General features: G+C 43.9%; 23 protein-coding genes. 16 read left to right on the top strand and 7 right to left on the bottom strand.

Annotated features, from left to right (window positions below; genetic code table 11):
- The 10 genes from hybA to hypE all read left to right on the top strand — a co-directional run bounded on the left by hybA (position 1) and on the right by hypE (position 8,723).
- Positions 1-987: a hydrogenase 2 operon protein HybA gene (hybA, locus tag ACHB7C_RS16900; RefSeq protein WP_048606208.1), complete on the top strand. Its 987-nt coding sequence runs from the start codon at positions 1-3 to the stop codon at positions 985-987.
- The gene (gene hybB / locus ACHB7C_RS16895; RefSeq protein WP_042846124.1) at positions 971-2,158 is read left to right on the top strand and encodes a Ni/Fe-hydrogenase cytochrome b subunit; all 1,188 of its coding nucleotides are present in this window, start codon (positions 971-973) and stop codon (positions 2,156-2,158) included. Before hybA ends, hybB begins: the two co-directional genes overlap by 17 nt.
- Positions 2,155-3,858, top strand: coding sequence for a hydrogenase 2 large subunit (hybC, locus tag ACHB7C_RS16890; RefSeq protein WP_042846122.1), 1,704 nt, complete (start codon positions 2,155-2,157; stop codon positions 3,856-3,858). The genes hybB and hybC overlap by 4 nt, the downstream gene beginning before the upstream one ends.
- Entirely contained in the window at positions 3,858-4,352 is a 495-nt protein-coding gene (locus ACHB7C_RS16885; RefSeq protein ID WP_042846121.1) for a HyaD/HybD family hydrogenase maturation endopeptidase, read from the top strand. The genes hybC and ACHB7C_RS16885 overlap by 1 nt, the downstream gene beginning before the upstream one ends.
- Positions 4,345-4,830 (top strand): hydrogenase-2 assembly chaperone, encoded by a 486-nt coding sequence (hybE, locus tag ACHB7C_RS16880; protein WP_048606210.1) that lies wholly within the window; start codon positions 4,345-4,347, stop codon positions 4,828-4,830. Before ACHB7C_RS16885 ends, hybE begins: the two co-directional genes overlap by 8 nt.
- Complete coding sequence (hypA, locus tag ACHB7C_RS16875; RefSeq protein WP_395347986.1) at positions 4,830-5,171, top strand: hydrogenase maturation nickel metallochaperone HypA; 342 nt, start codon at positions 4,830-4,832, stop codon at positions 5,169-5,171. The genes hybE and hypA overlap by 1 nt, the downstream gene beginning before the upstream one ends.
- A 90-nt stretch (positions 5,172-5,261) precedes the next feature.
- Positions 5,262-6,314 (top strand): hydrogenase nickel incorporation protein HypB, encoded by a 1,053-nt coding sequence (hypB, locus tag ACHB7C_RS16870; RefSeq protein ID WP_042846118.1) that lies wholly within the window; start codon positions 5,262-5,264, stop codon positions 6,312-6,314.
- Positions 6,305-6,601, top strand: a complete 297-nt coding sequence (gene hybG, locus ACHB7C_RS16865; protein WP_042846117.1) for a hydrogenase maturation factor HybG — start codon at positions 6,305-6,307, stop codon at positions 6,599-6,601. Before hypB ends, hybG begins: the two co-directional genes overlap by 10 nt.
- Positions 6,585-7,697 (top strand): hydrogenase formation protein HypD, encoded by a 1,113-nt coding sequence (gene hypD / locus ACHB7C_RS16860; protein WP_071548597.1) that lies wholly within the window; start codon positions 6,585-6,587, stop codon positions 7,695-7,697. The genes hybG and hypD overlap by 17 nt, the downstream gene beginning before the upstream one ends.
- Positions 7,698-8,723, top strand: coding sequence for a hydrogenase expression/formation protein HypE (hypE, locus tag ACHB7C_RS16855; RefSeq protein ID WP_072065734.1), 1,026 nt, complete (start codon positions 7,698-7,700; stop codon positions 8,721-8,723).
- Between the two features lie 43 nt (positions 8,724-8,766).
- On the opposite strand, the gene ureG is transcribed toward hypE, so the two are convergent.
- Genes ureG through ACHB7C_RS16820 form a run of 7 tightly spaced genes read right to left on the bottom strand, consistent with a single transcriptional unit; the run spans position 8,767 to position 13,788 of the window.
- The gene (gene ureG, locus ACHB7C_RS16850) at positions 8,767-9,384 is read right to left on the bottom strand and encodes an urease accessory protein UreG (RefSeq protein ID WP_042846115.1); all 618 of its coding nucleotides are present in this window, start codon (positions 9,382-9,384) and stop codon (positions 8,767-8,769) included.
- 10 nt (positions 9,385-9,394) lie between these two features.
- Positions 9,395-10,060 (bottom strand): urease accessory protein UreF, encoded by a 666-nt coding sequence (locus ACHB7C_RS16845; protein ID WP_395347982.1) that lies wholly within the window; start codon positions 10,058-10,060, stop codon positions 9,395-9,397.
- Positions 10,061-10,081: 21 nt separating this feature from the next.
- On the bottom strand, positions 10,082-10,567 hold the full coding sequence (gene ureE, locus ACHB7C_RS16840; protein WP_042846112.1) for an urease accessory protein UreE: 486 nt from the start codon (positions 10,565-10,567) through the stop codon (positions 10,082-10,084).
- Between the two features lie 22 nt (positions 10,568-10,589).
- Positions 10,590-12,293: an urease subunit alpha gene (gene ureC, locus ACHB7C_RS16835; protein ID WP_048606220.1), complete on the bottom strand. Its 1,704-nt coding sequence runs from the start codon at positions 12,291-12,293 to the stop codon at positions 10,590-10,592.
- A gap of 2 nt (positions 12,294-12,295) precedes the next feature.
- Positions 12,296-12,619 carry an urease subunit beta gene (locus tag ACHB7C_RS16830; protein WP_042846109.1) on the bottom strand — a complete coding sequence of 108 codons (324 nt, stop codon included), beginning with the start codon at positions 12,617-12,619 and terminating at the stop codon, positions 12,296-12,298.
- Positions 12,620-12,627: 8 nt separating this feature from the next.
- Positions 12,628-12,930, bottom strand: coding sequence for an urease subunit gamma (locus ACHB7C_RS16825; protein ID WP_042846107.1), 303 nt, complete (start codon positions 12,928-12,930; stop codon positions 12,628-12,630).
- Positions 12,931-12,951: 21 nt separating this feature from the next.
- On the bottom strand, positions 12,952-13,788 hold the full coding sequence (locus tag ACHB7C_RS16820; protein WP_042846104.1) for an urease accessory protein UreD: 837 nt from the start codon (positions 13,786-13,788) through the stop codon (positions 12,952-12,954).
- Between the two features lie 564 nt (positions 13,789-14,352).
- On the opposite strand from ACHB7C_RS16820, the gene ACHB7C_RS16815 reads away from it, so the two are divergent.
- The 6 genes from ACHB7C_RS16815 (at position 14,353) to ACHB7C_RS16790 (ending at position 20,204) form a co-directional block, all read left to right on the top strand.
- A complete protein-coding gene (locus ACHB7C_RS16815) occupies positions 14,353-15,243 on the top strand; it encodes an AraC family transcriptional regulator (protein ID WP_042846103.1) in 891 nt (296 codons plus the stop codon).
- A 219-nt stretch (positions 15,244-15,462) separates the two neighbouring features.
- Positions 15,463-17,040, top strand: coding sequence for an ABC transporter substrate-binding protein (locus ACHB7C_RS16810; protein WP_395347979.1), 1,578 nt, complete (start codon positions 15,463-15,465; stop codon positions 17,038-17,040).
- On the top strand, positions 17,025-18,008 hold the full coding sequence (locus ACHB7C_RS16805; RefSeq protein WP_370661213.1) for an ABC transporter permease: 984 nt from the start codon (positions 17,025-17,027) through the stop codon (positions 18,006-18,008). The genes ACHB7C_RS16810 and ACHB7C_RS16805 overlap by 16 nt, the downstream gene beginning before the upstream one ends.
- Positions 18,005-18,817: an ABC transporter permease gene (locus tag ACHB7C_RS16800; protein ID WP_042846098.1), complete on the top strand. Its 813-nt coding sequence runs from the start codon at positions 18,005-18,007 to the stop codon at positions 18,815-18,817. Before ACHB7C_RS16805 ends, ACHB7C_RS16800 begins: the two co-directional genes overlap by 4 nt.
- Positions 18,811-19,587: an ATP-binding cassette domain-containing protein gene (locus tag ACHB7C_RS16795; RefSeq protein ID WP_042846095.1), complete on the top strand. Its 777-nt coding sequence runs from the start codon at positions 18,811-18,813 to the stop codon at positions 19,585-19,587. Before ACHB7C_RS16800 ends, ACHB7C_RS16795 begins: the two co-directional genes overlap by 7 nt.
- Complete coding sequence (locus tag ACHB7C_RS16790; RefSeq protein WP_048606227.1) at positions 19,584-20,204, top strand: ATP-binding cassette domain-containing protein; 621 nt, start codon at positions 19,584-19,586, stop codon at positions 20,202-20,204. The genes ACHB7C_RS16795 and ACHB7C_RS16790 overlap by 4 nt, the downstream gene beginning before the upstream one ends.
- The last annotated feature ends 4 nt before the right edge of the window (positions 20,205-20,208 follow it).

The raw sequence follows: 20,208 nt of genomic DNA, 5'->3' as shown, positions 1-20,208 counted from the left end.
GTGAATAGACGAAATTTTCTTAAACTCTCCGCTGGGGGAGCACTATTAGCTGGTAGCTCGCCTAGTTTAGCTGGGGCAGAGAACCGGCCGCCAATTCCGAATTCTCTTGGCATGCTGTATGACTCGACGCTATGCATTGGTTGTCAGGCTTGTGTCACTAAGTGCCAAGATATTAACCACCCTGAGCGCAACCCTGTTGGGGAGCAAACGTGGTCAAATAACGACAAACTGACCCCTTATACCAATAATATTATTCAGGTCTGGAGTAGCGGGACTGGGGTTAATAAAGATCAGGAAAAAGACGGCTACGCTTACATCAAAAAACAATGCATGCATTGCGTTGACCCTAACTGTGTGTCGGTTTGTCCTGTTCAAGCATTAAAGAAAGATCCGAAAACAGGCATTGTCCATTACGACGCTAGTGTGTGTACCGGTTGCCGTTATTGCATGGTGGCATGTCCATTCAATATTCCTAAATATGCTTACGATGACAAATTTGGTGCAATTCATAAATGTGAGCTATGTAACCAAAAAGGTGTAGAGCGCTTAGATAAAGGGGGGTTACCGGGGTGTGTAGAGGTTTGCCCTACAGGAGCAGTGATTTTCGGTACGCGTGAAGAACTGCTGGCAGAAGCAAAAAAACGTTTAACACTCAAAGCAGGGGATGAATACGGTTACCCTCGCCAAACTTTGCATAGTAATGACCCGAATGTCATTAAAGTACCTAAATATGAGTCGCACATATATGGCGAGCTTGAAGGTGGCGGTACGCAGGTGATAGTGCTTTCAGGGGTGCCTTATCAGAATCTTGGGTTACCTGAACTAGACCAGCTTTCTACCGGCGCTCGCTCTGAATATGTGCAGCATACCCTTTATAAAGGCATGGTGTTGCCATTAGCCGCACTAGCAGGGCTGAGCTTCTTGGTATACCGCAATACCAAGAATGACAAACACGAAGGAGATGACTCAAATGACGACGCATCATAAAGAACAGCCGCTCGGTGGGCGTTTAGTCAGTTGGCCAATAATGGTCTTTGGGCCGTTGGTTCTAATTTGTGTCATTCTGATTATAAAACGTCTGGTTTTTGGACTCGGTTCCGTTTCTGACTTAAATGGCGGCTATCCATGGGGAATTTGGATTGCTTTTGATCTGCTGATTGGTACAGGGTTTGCTTGTGGCGGTTGGGCACTGGCTTGGGCAGTGTACGTATTTAATCGCGGAGAATATCATCCGTTGGTACGTCCTGCATTACTCGCTAGTTTGTTCGGTTATTCGCTTGGTGGTTTATCGATAACTATCGATGTGGGGCGTTACTGGAACTTACCTTATTTCTATATTCCCGGCTTCTTCAATACCAATTCGGTGCTGTTTGAAACGGCAGTATGCATGACGATTTATATCGGGGTCATGGCCTTAGAGTTTGCCCCAGCATTGTGTGAGCGTTTTGGTTGGAAGGTCTCGTTAAAACGCTTGAATAAAGTCATGTTTTTCATTATTGCATTAGGAGCCTTGTTACCCATGATGCACCAATCCTCAATGGGGTCATTGATGATTTCTGCGGGATATAAAGTTCATCCTATTTGGCAAAGTTATGAAATGCTGCCGCTGCTCTCACTGTTGACCGCGTTCATTATGGGTTTCTCGATTGTTATTTTTGAAGGTTCATTGCTGCAAGCTGCCTTAAAGGGGCAGGGGGCTGACGAACGACCATTATTTGTGCGATTAACGCAAATTCTGCAAGTGCTCTTGATATTGTTCTTAGCCTGCCGATTTGGTGAGTTGATTTACCGCGAAAAATTACATCACATTTTTAATGGCGATTTTTACGCCATGATGTTCTGGATAGAAACCGTGTTAATGGTGATCCCTCTGGTTATTTTCCGTATTCCATCGCTGAGAAATGACTCGCGTTGGTTATATATCAGTGGGTTGAGCATGTTAATCGGGGCGGCAATGTGGCGGATGAGCTACTCCCTTGTCGCGTTCAATCCGGGGGGCGGTTACGACTACTTCCCAACAACAGAAGAACTTTTAATTTCAATAGGTTTTGTGGCAATTGAGGTATGCGCTTATATCTTATTGGTCCGCTTACTACCTGTTATCCCAGCATTGAAAAAAACAACGATGAGCCATTCACAGGCCCGAGGTAAAGCATGAGCCAACGTATAACAATAGATCCAGTCACTCGTATCGAAGGTCACTTACGCATTGATTGTGAAATTGAAGATGGAAAGGTCACTAAGGCTTGGGCTTCAGGCACTATGTGGCGCGGTATGGAAGAAATCGTCAAAGGGAAAGACCCTCGTGATGCATGGATGATCATGCAGCGTATTTGCGGGGTTTGTACGACTGTCCATGGTATTGTATCTGTCCGCACGATTGAAAGCGCTTTGAATATTGATGTACCTGTTAATGCGCAGTACATCCGTAATATGATTTTAGCCGCGCATACTATTCAAGACCATATTGTCCATTTTTATCAGTTATCTGCATTAGATTGGGTGGATATCACCTCCGCATTAAATGCCGACCCAAATAAAGCCGCTGAAATCTTAAGCGGTATTTCAACTTGGCCGCTCAATAGCGCCGCAGAATTTACACGCGTGCAAGATAAAATTAAAAAATTAGTCGCAAGTGGTCAATTAGGCATTTTTGCTAATGGTTATTGGGGGCACCCAGCGATGAAATTGTCGCCAGAGGTAAACTTAATTGCGGTGGCTCACTATTTACAAGCCCTTGAGTGCCAAAGGGATGCAAACCGTATTGTGGCATTGTTAGGGGGGAAAACACCGCATATTCAAAACCTTGCTGTTGGTGGTGTGGCAAACCCAATCAACCTTGATGGGGTTGGTGTACTTAACCTTGAACGCTTGATGTATGTGAAATCTTTTATCGATCGTTTGGGGGATTTTATTGAGCAAGTGTACAAAATCGATGCGGCTGTTATTGCTGCGGGTTATCCTGAGTGGTTAGAAGTTGGTCAAGGTGCTCAAAATTATATGTGTATGCCTGAAATGCCAATGGATGGTAAAAATGGTAGCTTCTTATTGCCCGGTGGTTACTTAGAAAATAGTGACTTTAGTACTTATCGCCCAATTACCAGCCATACAGATGAGTATTTGATCAATGGTATTAAAGAAAGTAGCAAACATGCATGGTACAAAGAAAACGAACCACAAGCGCCATGGGAAGGAACCACTAACCCTGACTACACTGGTTGGGATGATGACGGTAAATATTCATGGGTAAAAGCACCGACTTTCTACGATAAAACTGTTGAAGTGGGACCGTTGGCAGACTTACTGTGCAAACTGGCAGCAAAACATGAGCCAACGGAAAAACATTTTAACGATGTAGTGAACCTGTACCAAACTCTGTCAGGTAACAGTATTAGCATCGACCAACTGCATTCCACATTAGGTCGTATTATTGGTCGTAGCGTGCGTTGCTGTGTATTGAATGAAACGTTGTCGATTCAGTGGCAAGCGCTGGTGGATAACATCGGCAAAGGGGACTTTACCACCTTTGTTAAACCGAACTTCCCAGAAAATGCCACCATCAAAGGGGTTGGCTTTGGGGAAGTACCTCGTGGGCTACTTTCCCACTGGGTGGTTATCAAAGACGGTAAAATTGAAAATTACCAAGCCGTTGTGCCATCGACATGGAACTCAGGCCCACGTAACTTTAACGATGAACCGGGTCCGTACGAACAAGCCCTTGTGGGAACACCCGTTGCTGACCCAACAAAACCTTTAGAAGTAGTCAGGACCATTCACTCCTTTGACCCTTGTATGTCTTGTGCTGTACATATTGTGGACACTGAAGGTGGTGAAGTCACTAAGGTTAAGGTGCTGTAATGCGTATTTTAGTCTTGGGTGTTGGCAATATCTTATTGAGTGACGAAGGGATAGGTGTGCGTATAGTGGAAGCGTTAGAAGAACGTTATCACTTGCCCGAATGTGTAGAAGTGCTAGATGGTGGTACTGCTGGTATGGAATTGATCGGCCCAATGGCCGACCGTGACCATTTGATTATTGCGGATGTGGTGTTATCGAGCCAGCAAGCTGGCTCAATTTTAGTACTACGCGATGACGAAGTGCCCGCATTATTTACCCGAAAAATTTCCCCTCATCAACTTGGCCTATCAGATGTGCTATCGGCTTTGCATTTAACGGATGAATTCCCCCAACGTCTAACCTTAGTCGGTGTGGTACCTGAATCCCTTGAACCGCATATTGGCTTAACGTTAACGGGGCAAGCTGCCCTTGAGCCCGCGTTGAGAAAAGTGGTTGAAGTGCTGCGCAGCGAAGGCCTAGAGGTGATTGCCAAAGAAGAGAGTTTACATGTCTGATGATATTAAAGGCTATGAAGCCAATCCCCGGCCTCTTGTTGAGGCCGCATTTCAGCGTGTTGTAGAGCAATCGATGCATGATTTATCTTTTTTACATCCGACTATGCCGGTTTACGCCAGTGATTTTGTCTTGTTTGAACATCAATGGGTAGGCGTTGTTATCACTCCATGGATGTTAAGCGCTGTTATTTTGCCCGGCCCTGAACAATATTGGCAGCGGCGTAGTGTGGGGGACAAATTAGGGTTAATTCTGCCTTACGGTGAAATGACTTACACCGTAGGGGAACTTGAGGGGTTAACGCAATATTTGGCTTGCTCTTTAATGTCACCATTAGATAAAGGCTTGAGCATTGAGCAAGGTATTCACCTTGTGGATGATTGTCGCCGGATTTTGCTGTCATTGCCTGTTAGCGACCCAAATATTCCGCAATCACCTGCACGTCGCGCTTTATTTGCTCGTCATTTGAAGGGGGCATAATGCATGAGGTTGCTCTGTGCCAAAGCACAGTAGACATTATTGAGCAGCAAGCCAAGCTAAATGCGGTAACACGAGTTTCAGGGGTTTGGTTAGAAATTAGAGCGCTCTCTTGTATTGAAGAGGGGGCTTTTCGCTTTTGTTTTGATATTGCTTGCCGCGGTACGGTGGCGGAGGGGTGTCAACTTCATGTTATCCATACTCCTGCGCAGGCTTGGTGTTGGGATTGCAGTAAAATGGTGGAAGTCGAAAGCCACCAATCAGGCTGCCCGCAATGTCAGAGTTTTAATTTAAAGGTTGAGAATGGCGACAGTTTACGCATCAAAGAGCTCGAAGTTGAATAGTTTTTCAGGTTGGGTTTGAGGTGCATCAACCAGTCTCAATGGATTATGTATTAACCTAATTTAACAATCTCATTGTTGGGAGTGAAACTTATGTGTAGTACTTGTGGGTGTGCTTCAGGGGAGCGCAAGATCGAGGGCGATGACCCTCATCACGACCATAATCATCACCATGACCACCCTCATGATCATCATCACGACAATGATCACCATCATGGACACGATCATCATGATCATGGGCTTTCGCACCAAGACGATAACCAAGGGCAAACGGTTATTATCCATCATCATTATTATCATCAAGGTGATGTGCATAATCACTATCACCAATATGAACCGGCTCCCGTCGAGGCGAAATCAAAAAAACATAAACATAAGCATAAGCACAAACATGTTTATCAAACTCTAGAATCAAGCTTTAAACCTGCGGGGGAGCATCACGATCTGGATTATGGCCACGGGGAGGCAGGGACTCATGCACCGGGGATTAGTCAAAAACGCATGCTGCAAATCGAAATGGATGTATTAGATAAAAACAATCATCTTGCAGAGCATAACCGTGATGGGTTTAACCAAAAAAATATTTTAGCGTTAAATTTAGTTTCCAGCCCCGGTTCGGGTAAAACAACGTTATTAACTGAAACCCTATTAAAAATGCGGGGCAAAGTAAATTGCGCAGTCATCGAGGGGGATCAGCAAACCACCAATGATGCGCAGCGTATCCGTGAAACGGGAGTACCTGCTATTCAAGTGAATACAGGTAAAGGTTGCCATTTAGATGCACAAATGGTGCATGATGCGGCCGCACGTTTAGGTCTAGAAGATAATAGTTTGTTATTTATTGAAAATGTGGGGAATTTAGTATGTCCTGCAAGTTTTGATTTAGGGGAACGTCATAAAGTCGCAGTGCTTTCGGTAACGGAAGGGGAAGATAAACCCTTAAAATACCCACATATGTTTGCGGCTGCAGACATTATGTTACTGAATAAAATCGACTTACTGCCTTATTTACATTTTGATGTGGACGCTTGTATTGCCAATGCCAAACAAGTGAATCCAAACATCCAAGTGATCCAAGTCTCTGCGACGCAAGGAGATGGTATGGACGCATGGCTAGCGTGGCTGGAGACTCAGTTATGTGCTTAGGCATTCCGGGAAAAATTGTCGCAGTGGGTGAAGATATTCACCAATTGGCGCAAGTGGATGTGTGTGGTGTAAAGCGGGACGTTAATATTGGTTTAATTTGTGAAGGGGAAACTTCAGATTTATTAGGCCAATGGGTATTAGTACACGTCGGCTTTGCCATGAGTATCATTAATGAAGAAGAAGCACAATCGACGTTAGATGCCTTAACGGCAATGAGCCAATTAGATCATGAAGTGAGCGATTTTAGTGGGTTAACAGTAGGAGACTCTGATGCAGTACGTCGATGAGTTTCGAGACCCAACGTTAGCGCAGGCATTATTAAGCCATATCCGTAAACGAGTGAGTGACATTCCACAAGCGAAGTTCCGCCCATTACAACTCATGGAAGTGTGCGGCGGCCATACCCATGCTATTTTCAAATTTGGTATTGACCAACTTTTACCTGATGAAATTGAATTTGTGCATGGGCCGGGCTGCCCTGTCTGCGTATTACCGATGGGGCGTATCGATGGCTGCATTGAAATTGCGGAGCGCCCAGAAGTGATTTTTTGTACTTATGGGGATGCCATGCGAGTGCCTGGTCAAAAAGGCTCATTATTAGATGCCAAAAGACGTGGGGCTGATGTACGTATTGTTTATTCTCCTCTTGATGCGCTAGCGTTAGCTGAACAGCAGCCTGAACGCCAAGTGGTTTTCTTTGGCTTAGGCTTTGAAACCACCATGCCGAGTACGGCGATCACCTTGCAGCAAGCAAAACGCCGTCAGCTCAATAATTTTACGGTATTTTGCCAACATATTACTATTATCCCAACGCTTAAAAGCCTGTTAGAACAACCTGATGTACGTATTGATGGCTTTTTAGCACCGGGGCATGTCAGCATGGTGATTGGCTCTCAGCCTTATCAATTTATTACGGATGACTTTCATAAACCGCTGGTGGTAACGGGGTTTGAACCACTTGATATTCTGCAATCCATAGCGATGCTTGTTGACCAACTTGCAGATGGCCGCTGTGAAGTAGAAAACCAATATAAGCGTATTGTATCTGATCATGGCAATATGTTGGCATTAAAAGCATTGGGTGATGTTTTTGAATTAAAAACAACGAGCGAATGGCGTGGACTTGGGGAGATTGCGGGTTCAGGTGTTCAGCTCTCGAAAGCTTATCAAAGTTTTGATGCAGAATTACGTTTCCAAATACAGCCTCATCAAGTGGCTGATGACCCGCAAGCTCGTTGTGGTGATGTCTTAACGGGGCGTTGTAAACCGAATGAATGTGCTCTATTTGGCAAACGTTGCACGCCTCAAACAGCATTTGGTGCATTAATGGTTTCTTCAGAAGGCGCTTGTGCGGCTTATTATCAATATCGTCGGGAGGCATAAATGAGTCGTGATGCTAACAATGTGGTGACGATGGCACATGGGAGCGGCGGGCAGGCTATGCAGCAACTGATAGAACAGTTGTTTTTGCAGGCATTTGCCAATCAAGCACTTAATGAAAGGGAGGACCAAGCGCGGTTATCATTGGCGGAGTTAACGGCTTTAGGTGACCGTTTAGCTTTTAGTACTGACAGCTATGTGATTGATCCTATTTTTTTCCCTGGTGGCAATATTGGTAAGCTTGCCGTGTGTGGTACGGTTAATGACGTAGCGGTGAGTGGCGCTATTCCTAAATATCTTTCTTGCGGTTTTATATTGGAAGAAGGTTTCCTTCTATCTGAATTACAAACTATTGTTGAATCCATGGCAGCAACAGCTGCCGCCGCAGGCGTTGAGATTGTGACCGGAGATACTAAAGTGGTGCAGCGTGGAGCTGCCGATAAAGTCTTTATTAACACTGCTGGTATTGGGGTGATCCCAAGTGAGATCCGTTGGGGGGCCCAGCAAATTCAAGCGGGTGACAAGGTAATAGTGAGTGGCACTTTGGGCGATCACGGCGCAACCATCTTAAACTTACGAGAACAGCTTGGTTTGGAAGCTGAGCTAAATAGTGATTGCGCGGTATTAACGCCATTGATTGAACCACTGCGCAATATTGAGGGGGTCCGTGCATTACGGGATGCCACCCGTGGCGGGGTTACTGCTATTTTGCATGAATTTTCACAGGCCAGTGGGTGTGGAATAGCGGTGAATGAAGGGGATTTACCCGTTTCTTCTGCTGTTAGAGGGGTTTGTGAACTATTAGGTTTAGAGCCACTTAACTTCGCTAATGAAGGTAAATTGGTGATTGTGGTTAAACCTGACGCAGAAAGCGCAGTACTCGGCGCGTTGCGCAGCCATCCATTAGGCGAAAATGCTGCTACCATTGGTTGTGTCACAGAGCAAAAACAAGTGAAATTAGTCGGGGTTTTTGGTGCCTCAAGGCTATTAGATTTACCACACAGTGAGCCATTACCACGTATTTGTTAATCAGATGCCCTATAGGCAAAAAACTATAGGGCAAACTAACAGACTAACGCCTTAGCATACCTTTATCGATAATAAACTCGATAATGGTCTCTAAGCCTACTTTTTTCTTCAAGTTGGTGAAAACATAAGGTTTGATTGGGCGCATTCTTGCGGTATCTGCTTCCATAACCTCTAATGATGCCCCAACATACGGAGCGAGGTCTATTTTATTGATCACCAATAAATCAGAATGGGTAATACCCGGGCCGCCCTTACGTGGGATTTTTTCCCCTTCAGCGACATCAATAACATAGATCGTTAAATCGGCGAGCTCTGGGCTAAAAGTTGCACTTAGATTGTCGCCACCGCTTTCCACAAATACGACATCGAGGTTTTTGTGGCGCATTGCCAGTTCCTCAACTGCCGCAAGGTTCATGGAGGCATCTTCACGAATGGCAGTGTGAGGGCAACCGCCTGTTTCTACGCCGATAATGCGGTCAGCGTCTAAGGCTTCGGCACGCGTGAGTATTTTTGCATCTTCTTGGGTATAAATATCATTGGTGACGACCGCAATTTGGTAGGTATCGCGCATCGCTTTACATAAAACTTCGAGTAATGCCGTTTTTCCTGAGCCTACTGGCCCACCGACACCAATTCGTAGGGGTTGGTTATATTCTTGCATTGTATATTTCTCATGAACGAAAAAGTCGTGTGTATTGGGTTTCATGCCGACTACTGGCAATAATTTGGGCAGGAGTAAAACTGCCGATATCTTCTAAAGGCCAAGTGGCTGATTGCGCGACAATGGTTGGGATGCGTTCTGTCAGGGTAAATAGGATGTTCTGTCCAGCACTTTGCCCAAGAGGGATTAGCTTAACACCAGACATGACGGTGTTTTCCAGCCAACCCCATGCATAGGCACTGCACAGCTTTTCAATATCAATATTCCAACTGACTGCCGCAAGAGCAAACGCCATTAACTGTGTTTGCTTAACGCAGGTCTGTGTGGTTGTATCAAGCTCAATCCCTAGCTGAGGTAGCAAGCGGGCGAAAGCAATACCTCGCTGGCACTCCTCTAAGCGTAGCTCCTTCGTTTCACGGCTGGCGATCATAAAATCACACCAATAGGTGACTTTTTCTATATCGGAACATAGCAAATGTGTATGAATTTGCCGCAAAACAGGAAGTTCTAATGTCGCAATTGCGTGGGTCATTTGTGCTGTTAACCAGCTTGCAAGAGTATCCGGCGTGGTGACCCAGCCGTTTTCAATCGCCCATTCCAAGCCTTGGGAATAAGTGAATGACCCAACAGGTAAAGAGGGACTGACAAGTTGATATAAGCGCAAATCTGCTAACATGGATAAACTTCTCCAGTGTTATTAATGGTGGTGATGTTCATCGTGGTCATGTTGATGGTGATGATGATGCCCACCGGATGACCCACCATAAGCCCCCGGCTCAGGTTGGTATTTTTCCAGCCCCACACTGACCGTTGCACCTAATCCACGGGCCATATCATCTAACACATGGTCGTGAAAATAACGGCACCAACCCGCTTCAATTTGCAGAGGAACGTGGCGGTTGCCTAAGTGATAGCAAACACGCGCCAACAGCAGTGGGTCATCACTGTAAACCGTCGAAACTTGCTCTTTTGCGGCTTCGATAGTGACGAATTCCCCAGTTTCCGTGGCTAATACATCACCTTCCTTAAGTATTGTTCCACGGGGAAGGAATAACCCCGCTTCTTGTCCATCACTTAAGGTGACTTTTAAACGGCTCTTAGTGCGCTCATCCATGGTTAAACACAATGATAAATGCATATCAGGTGCCTCATGGTTATCTATAACTTTAATAAATTTTTTCATGCACTGGCTCTTCAATTAGGGATCAGAATAAAAAGTAACGTTGTGCCATGGGGAGTTCAGTGGCTGGCTCACAAACCAATGGAATACCATCAGCTTTGACAATGTAAGTTTGTGGGTCGAGCTCAATATGAGGCACATAGTTATTGTGGATCATGGATGCTTTGGTGATGTTACGGCAGCCCTCAACTCGGCCAATTTGACTTTGTAAGCCTAGTTTCTCAGGCACGCCTGCATCGATACCGGCTTTCGACATAAAAATCATCGAAGTGTGGTATTTGGCTTTACCTAATGCGCCAAACATTGGGCGGTAATGGACAGGTTGAGGCGTTGGAATAGCCGCATTAATATCCCCCATAGGGGCATAAGCCACCATGCCACCCTTCATAATCAAGGCCGGTTTAATGGCAAAAAAGGCAGGGTCCCACAACACGATATCCGCGAGTTTACCTTTTTCAATCGACCCGACTTCATGGGCAATGCCATGGGCGATAGCGGGGTTAATTGTGTATTTAGCAACATAGCGTTTAATTCGGTTATTGTCACTTTCCGGTGTATCCCCTTCTAGGGTGCCACGCTGCAATTTCATTTTATGAGCGCATTGCCAAGTGCGAATGATAACCTCGCCAACACGCCCCATTGCTTGCGAATCAGAGGACATGACAGAAATTGCTCCCATGTCATGCAAAATATCTTCTGCTGCAATGGTTTCACGCCGAATTCGCGACTCGGCAAAAGCGACATCTTCAGGAATAGAAGGGTCGAGATGATGGCAAACCATCAACATATCCAAATGTTCGTCCACCGTGTTGATGGTATACGGCATAGTTGGGTTGGTTGAAGCGGGGAGAATATTGGGCTCACCCACAGATTTGATCACATCAGGGGCATGACCACCCCCAGCACCTTCAGTATGGAATACATGGATCACTCGTCCAGCAATGGCTTTGACGGTTTCCTCATAAAACCCACCTTCATTTAAGGTATCTGAGTGGATAGCGACTTGCACATCCATTTCATCTGCGACATTTAGGCAGTTATCAATTGCCATTGGGGTTGCGCCCCAGTCCTCATGGATTTTAAGGCCAATTGCACCTGCTTCGATTTGTTCGCGGATAGCTTCAGGTTTGCTTACGCAGCCTTTACCAAACAGGCCCACATTGATGGGTAACTCGTCTACTGCTTCTAACATGCGGTACATGTTCCAGATACCGGGCGTTACTGTCGTCGCATTGGTACCAGCTACAGGGCCCGTTCCACCGCCTATAAATGTAGTAACTCCAGATACCAAACCTTCTTCTGCTTGCTGTGGGCAAATGAAGTGAATATGGGTATCGACACCGCCTGCGGTAATAATTTTACCTTCACCGGCAACCACTTCTGTTCCCGGGCCAATAACAATATCTACGTTGGGTTGAACGTCAGGGTTACCTGCTTTACCAATACCGGCAATACGGCCATTTTTAATACCGATATCTGCTTTGACGATCCCCCAATGGTCTAAAATAATGGCGTTGGTGATTAGGACATCAACACATTGGTCACTCGTGACTTGGCTTTGCCCCATGCCGTCACGGATGACTTTACCACCGCCAAATTTAACTTCCTCACCGTAAGTGGTGAAATCTTTTTCGATCTCTAAAAATAACTCGGTATCTGCTAAGCGTAAGCGGTCACCTGTTGTTGGACCAAACATATCAGCGTAAGCTTGCCGTGAGATAGTTTTCATTATTAATTCTCACTCTTTAACTTGCCCATGACTTTGCCATGGAAGCCATAAATTTCTCTTTTGCCACTAAATGCGACTAACTCAACCGTACGGCTTTGGCCTGGTTCAAAACGAACGGCCATACCCGCAGGGATATTTAAACGAAAGCCTAACGTCGCTTCCCGCTCAAATTTAAGGGCGTCGTTCACTTCATAAAAATGGTAATGAGAGCCAATCTGAATAGGGCGATCACCATGGTTAGCGACTTGGACGGTTTGGGTTTCTCGACCTGCATTGAGTACGATGTCACCTAAAGCTGAGTTAACTTTAATTTCACCGGGGATCATATTGCTACCTATACAATTGGATCATGAATGGAAACAAGTTTAGTGCCGTCAGGGAATGTGCATTCCACTTGGACGTCTTTGATCATTTCGGGGACACCTTCCATGACTTGATCGGCGGTTAAGATGGTACGGCCTTCACTCATTAATTGTGCGACGGTTTTACCATCGCGAGCGCCTTCCATAATCTCACAACTGATCAACGCAACCGCTTCTGGATAGTTGAGTTTTAATCCACGATCTAAGCGCTTTTGCGCAACAAGCCCGGCGGTAAAAAGCAATAATTTATCTTTCTCTCTTGGTGTTAGTTCCATTTTTGCTCCTAAAAATAACGTTTAAGTTGCCCAAATTCGTGGTGGTTCAGGGCAATAACCTAGCCAGTGCTGCCTTGTTGCTTGCCAAATTTGCACAAAGCAAGCCATCATAGGTTCAGTTTGAGAACCTAATAACCGCAATACTAAAATGCCATCAACATCCGTTAAGCCATATTCGATAGGTTTATTCTTTGAAACGAAAAGCGGGTTTAAACTTTGATGAATAACTTCTTTCAATTCATCCGTTGCGGGGTATATATATAATGAACCGAGCATTGGATATTCATGCATTATCGCTAATTGGTTTTGTAGGCCATTGATCCATAAGGATTCAGTTAGCGTTAGTTTGTTATCAATATAGAAATTTAGTCGCCCTCTGATATCGCCATCTTCAAACCACTCATTTAATACTGGTCGCCCTAGGCATTGCATTTCCCAACCAATAAACCTTGCCTGTAAACCAAGGTGAATATGGGTTTCTAGCCGAGCTTGGGCTTTCGGGAAAAAAATATTTTCCTGCGGTAACCATTCAAGAAAACCATCGTTGGCGACAGTTAGCGTCTGTACTTGACGCGCAACGCCACCAGCACTACGGTAAAATTTTGTCGCTCCAGGTGTTGTAAGTAGTGCATGAGCATTGGGTTGAACATCAATATTGATAAGTAGTTTATCCCCCCCGACGACACCTCCTGGGGGATGAAGTAAATACGTGTGTGCAATCCCTTGCTCGGGATAGAATGGCCGCTGTACCATTAAAGGGCCGATATGTTGTTTATCCGTTAAACGGGTTATTCCACGTTTTAATTCATATCGTAAAAAAATTTCAGCTAACCAGCCTGATCCTGAAAAATCAGACATACTTTCTCCTGCAAATCAGCCAACTAAAAATACGCGAACATGTTTAGCTATACCCCTAATCTCAAGGATTGGTGTATATGAAGTATATACTCGTGATACTGCAAGCCTGAGCGTCGTTAACGAGGTACTTTTGCCCTTGTCACACACTTAAGTATGCGACGAAAAGCCTGTTCGCTTGTCATCTAGCTACAACTTGGATCATTAAGAATATAAGCTAATGCAAGTAGGGTAGGGTGTGAATAAACGCCAGAAAAGTGATCCTTTAAACCGGCGTAGATTCATCTGCCGCGCGATTTTACACCTTATAGTGAAAATTACCTTTCAATTAAATAGCAATTTATTTAGAAAAAGTAACAAGCATAAAAATAACAGTAAAAAATGAACGTATATCTATATTGCGATTTTTCAGCAACAGGACTATATTCTGAGCCGCAAGCAGGTAGGGTATGTGTACAATCAATTTATGGCGTTTTACTGTTCATCAAAAATGTTATGTTCTGACTTATTCAATCGCCCCTTTTTCTAGGGATATTTTTCACATGTTGACTGCAGTGTATTGAGATTATGGAATACAAATATTTTCTTTCAGAGAGCCAAATGGTGCTAAAAGCGTTTTATATTGAAAGCGCGATGATTGCCATGCTGTGTGGCGCGAAAGGGAATGTGGTGATCAATGGGCAATCTATTGATATTTCATCGGATATCACATTAATTATGCCTAAATACAGCCAAGTTTCTTGTAATATTGTTTGTAACACTGTGAATCAACCGATTGAAATCCATACTCTATCGATGACAGAGTTTGAGTTACAAGCCGTTTTTTTATTACTGATCACCTTGATGAAGTCTAGTGCACCTTTGACGAGCCATCAGCCAATTTACCATGTTTCACCCCCTGAAACTGTCAGAGATAACTTTAGTTTATTAAAACAATGCTTACCATTGAAAAAACAAAGTGAATCTCAAGAAGCGCTGTTGATGAAGCAAAGCCTATATTTTATTTTAATGGCGATATATCAAGAGGGTGTTGATATCCTTACTATTTTTCGTTTCAATTATGATGAACCGAAAAACCAAGCAATTACCCATTTGATCACCCAAGAACCCCAGAAGAAATGGAGTTTGGATGATGTTGCAAAGGCGTTATTTACAACCCCTTCAACTTTACGCCGTCATTTAAACCGTGAAGGTGTGTCATTTCGCCAATTATTATTAGATGTTCGAATGGGGATGGCTCTTAATTATTTAACGTTTTCGAATTACTCTGTATATCAAATTAGCCATCGTTGCGGGTTTGGTAGTAATGCCTATTTTTGTGATGTATTTAAGAGAAAATATAATATGACGCCTTCTCAATTTCGTTTGCAATCAAGGCAATCTAATGACCCAGCTTTTATTACTACCTTATTGTCGAGTTCAAATCCTATTGAATTTGATAAAGAAATTGAAGAATAGCCATTACCGAATTTATTCGGCATAGCCAAGGTGTGTTACCGTTTTAATAAGTTTTTCATTAAATTCGAAGTTCTCTTGATATAGAACGTAGAAAATAATGGCTTTAAATTTAATATGACTCACTACACACAGTGAATATCTCACCAATAGCAATAATTAATGAAATAAAGCTCATTAATTGTATGAAATAAAAAATAAAACCAGTCTATAGAGGGATGTATGATTAAAAATATCATTGCAGCAATGTGCCTTATGGGGCTAAGCCTGCAAGTCCAAGCCGCAGAACCTATTCACTCGCAAACCTTACGTTTAGCAATCGGTGCTGAACCCACAGAAGGTTTTGACCCAATGTTGGGGTGGAGTCACGGTAGCTACTTCTTACTGCATAGCCCGTTATTAAAACAAAAAGCAGACCTTTCATGGCATAGCTATATGCTTGAAAGCTATCAACATAATGCTGATGGTAAACAATGGACGCTAAAACTAAAAAAAGATTTAAAATTTTCTGATGGCTCACCGTTAACAGCTAAAGATGTGGTATTTACCTATAATAATGCGGCGGCAAGTGGGGGTAAGGTGGATATGGGGAATTTTGCTCAAGCAGAAGAAATTGACCCATTAACCGTCAAAATTACCTTATCTTCTCCCCAAAGCACTTTTATTAACGTCCTCGGTTCATTAGGGATTGTTTGTGCCGATAAATATGATGCGAAAACCTATGCTCATAACCCAATTGGGGCAGGTCCTTATCGCTTGGTTGCGTTCCAACCGGGTCAGCAGTTGATTGTTGAACGAAACCCATACTATGCGGGGCCAAAAAATGATTTTGGCAAAATGGTATTTGTGTTCCTTGATGAAGATGCTGCGTTTGCTGCTGCACAAAGTAATCAATTAGACATTGTCCGTATTCCTGCTGCGGTTGCTACGAATGCGAATAACGTTAAAAACATGAAACTGATTGAGCGCTATAGTGTGGAAAATAGGGGGATTTCCTTCCCAATTCCACCAGCAGGTGAAAAAGATGCCCAAGGTAACCCTATAGGTAATGATATTACGTCAGATATCGCAATTCGTAGGGCTATAAACTATGCCCTTGATCGTAAATTATTAGCAGAGTCTGTACTTGAAGGGTTTGCTGTGCCGGCTTATACCGGTGTTGCGGGTTTACCTTGGAATAACCCAGACTCAGCATTTAAAGACGGTGATTTAGCAAAGGCTAAGTCGATTCTAGAAGCCGCAGGTTGGTCACTAAATAAAGATGGCTTAAGAGAAAAAGACGGTAAGGTTGCGAAATTGACTTTATGGTATGCCAGTGGCGATACCACACGCCGTGATTTAGCGCAGGCTATTCGTTCAAGTTTGAAACCACTCGGTATTGAAATGGATTTAAAATCAGGTAGCTGGGAAACTGTTGAACGTTATATGCACGCTAACCCGACTTTATTTGGGTGGGGGAGTTTAGACCCTATGGAATTGGTGCATAATTACAGCAGTAAAGCGGCGGGTGTTGGGTTTTATAACCCAGGTTATTATAAAAACAGCGCAGTTGATGAGCTGATTGAAGACGCGCTTCGTCAACCTGACCAAACAGCCGCTATCCCTCTTTGGCAAAAAGTTGACTGGAATGGCACGACAGGCGTGGGGGTTAAAGGGGACGCAGCTTGGGCTTGGTTAATGAATCTACAACATATTTACTTGCTGAATAATTGTGTGGATTTAGGCGCGAGTGCACCCGAAATTCACGGTTCTTGGTCAGTATTAAATAACGTTGATGAATGGGCATGGACTTGCCAGTAATGCGAACCACACTTGGGCTTTTATTGCGGTTTATTTGTTTGTTAACCGTCACTGCAGCGGGGATTTTTATCCTACTGAGTTACTCGCCTATTGACCCAATAAAAGCCTATATTGGCAATGATTTGATGCATGTCCCCCCTGAACAATATGCGTTAATTGCAGCTCGTTGGGGGCTAGATCAACCATTATGGCTGCAATTTTGGCGCTGGTTTTCGCAAATGTTACAAGGAGATATGGGGTATTCCATGCTTTATAATACCCCTGTTGTCCAAGTGATATCAGACCGCCTTGTGCCTTCCCTTGCCCTTCTAATTTGTGCTTGGCTTTTTTCTGGGGTTGTGGGTTTTGCTTTAGGGGTTATTGCAGGGCGTTATTTAAACCGTTGGCCTGATAAGCTGATTTCAACCTTATGTTACTTGCTTGCGTCACTACCTGTTTTTTGGGTTGGTCTTTTATTACTTTCTTTATTTGCGGTTTCACTACAATGGGCGCCAATTTGTTGTGCATGGCCGATAGGGTTGGATGAACAAACCGCCACTTTTACACAGAAGCTTCATCACCTAGTTTTACCTGTTATTGCTTTGGGTATGCTAGGCATTGGTAACATAGCTCTACATACGCGTGCGAAAGTTGTTGAAGTATTGAATAGTGAGTTTATTCATTATGCACAGGCACAGGGTGATAAAGGTTGGTCAATGATCGGCTTTCATGTGTTAAAACATGCGATTACCCCAGCAATTTGTTTACAGTTCGCTTCCGTAGGGGAGTTACTTAGCGGAGCACTATTAGCAGAAAAAGTCTTTGCTTATCCAGGGCTTGGTCAGGCAACCATCGACGCTGGGTTACGGGGGGATATCCCCTTGCTGATGGGGATAGTTATGTTATGTGCAGCACTGATTTTCTTTAGTAATACGATTGCTGATGTACTGCTAAAAAAGGTGAATAAGGGAGTGATGAGAACCTCATGACATATAACCCAAATCGTGCTTTGTTTAAGTTGGTCATTTCTTTGCTTTTATTGTCTATTTTGGCTATTTACGCTTTTGGGTTTTCCATCAATGATGTTGAAATGAGCTTACTCGATAGGCGGCAAGCACCTTCTTGGCAACATGTCTTTGGAACGGATAATTTAGGGCGTGATTTATTCGAGAGAACTTTTCAAGGTGTTGCTACAAGCTTGCAAATTGGTTTGATTGCCGCTTTTTCAAGTGGGTTAATTGCTGTGGTGATGGCAGGTTTATCCTCTTTAAATAAAACAATGGATTACGCTGTCCGAGGCATAATTGATGCCTTACTTGCTTTGCCTCATTTACTCCTATTGGTATTAATTTGTTTTACATTAGGTGGCGGTAAAATGGGGGTGATTTGGGCGGTGGCTCTGACACATTGGCCAAAACTGACGCTAATTTTACGTGCTGAATTGCAGCGTGTAAGCCAATCAGACTACATTATGCTCTCTCAACGTATTGGTAACAGCGCTATTTACCGCTGGCGTTATCACTATTTACCTATGATTTTACCTCAGTGGATAGTTGGGACTCTACTGATGTTTCCTCATGCGGTGTTGCACAGTGCGGCATTGAGCTTTTTAGGGTTTGGTTTATCCCCCCACGAGCCTTCTCTTGGCATTTTACTTTCTGATGCACTGCGTTATTTGAGCACTGGAGCATGGTGGTTGGTGGTATTTCCTGGTGTTGCTTTAATGGGGTTGGTACTGTTATTTGACCAGTTCGCTAAAGCCGTGCAGCAGTTATGGTTAAAGGGGGTTGCATGTTGAGTTTAGACAATTTAACGATTGATGTGGCTCAATTCCGTTGGTTAGGGCGTAAGCGCTGGTCACCTTTATTAAAAGGCATTTCATTAGATATTCAACCGGGTGAAATGGTAGCACTGGTTGGTGGGAGTGGGGAAGGGAAAAGCCTGTTATTGCAAAGTGTTTTAGGGTTACTCCCTGAAAATATGCGTTGTCGTGGCGATATTAATCTTAATGGCAAACGGCTAACAGAAAAAAATAAGCCACAACATCGTGGGAGTTCCTTATGTTATATACCTCAGGGGGTGAGTGCCCTTAACCCGTTGATCAGAATTGGCCCTCAGTTAGAGCGTGCAGCTATACTCAGTGGGCAGCATATTAAAATGCATGATGTGGCTCGCCATCTACAGAAATATAACTTACAAAGCTCGTTAGTCGGCCATTATCCAAGCCAATTATCAGGCGGAATGGCAAAGCGAGTGTTAGCGAGCAGCGCCACGCTATCTTGTGCGGAATATATTTTAGCTGATGAAATTTCATCGTGGCTGGATGATGAACATGCTGTTCAACTTCTTGAAAATATACAAACGCTTTGTCACGATGGGCGAGGTGTTTTATGGGTCACTCATGATCTCTCCATGGCAGTACGTTTTGCAGACCGCATTGCACTATTGCGCAATGGGGAGATGGAAGAAGTATTGAGTAGCCAAAAATTAAAGCAAGGTGGTGGGGGCAAGTGGTTGCAATCACTATGGAATGCACTACCTGAACACCAATTTATGGCAATGAAATGAGTGTAATTGAAAGCGTTTTAGATGTTAAAAACTTATGTATTGAGCAAGGTAACCAAGTATTATGGGATAACTTTAGCTTTTCACTTGGCCATCATGAACGCCTTGGGATTTCAGCGCCAAGTGGTTTTGGAAAAACGACATTAGGGCGGGTATTAGCGAAGTGGCAAAAGCCAACCCAAGGGCATATTCTATTTGAAGGCAAGCCATTAAATAACCAGGGGTATTGCCCAATCCAGCTAGTTCCTCAACACCCTGAAAAAAGTTTTAATCCTTACCGTACTGTCGGTGCCAGTTTATATGATGCATGGCGACCAGAAGCTGATTGGTTGGCACAATTTTCAATAAAGCCCGAATGGCTAGACAGGCGGCCAAACGAGCTTTCTGGTGGGGAGCTTGCTCGGATTGCACTATTACGTGCTTTAGACCCTCGAACTAAAATTTTAATCGCAGATGAAATAACGGCTCAATTAGATGCCAATTTACAAAAACAGATTTGGCAGCGTTTAATCACATTATCGCAAGAGCGCCCATTAGCTATGATTATTTTTAGCCATAACAGAGCGCTATTAGAGAAAGTTTGCTGCCGTGTCATCACATTAGGTCAATTATCAAAATGATGGG

This window comes from Providencia sp. 2024EL-00732, from assembly GCF_044006275.1.
Lineage (GTDB): Bacteria > Pseudomonadota > Gammaproteobacteria > Enterobacterales > Enterobacteriaceae > Providencia > Providencia huashanensis.
The sequence above is the reverse complement of the archived record's forward strand: the minus strand, read 5'-3'. Positions and strand labels throughout refer to the sequence as shown.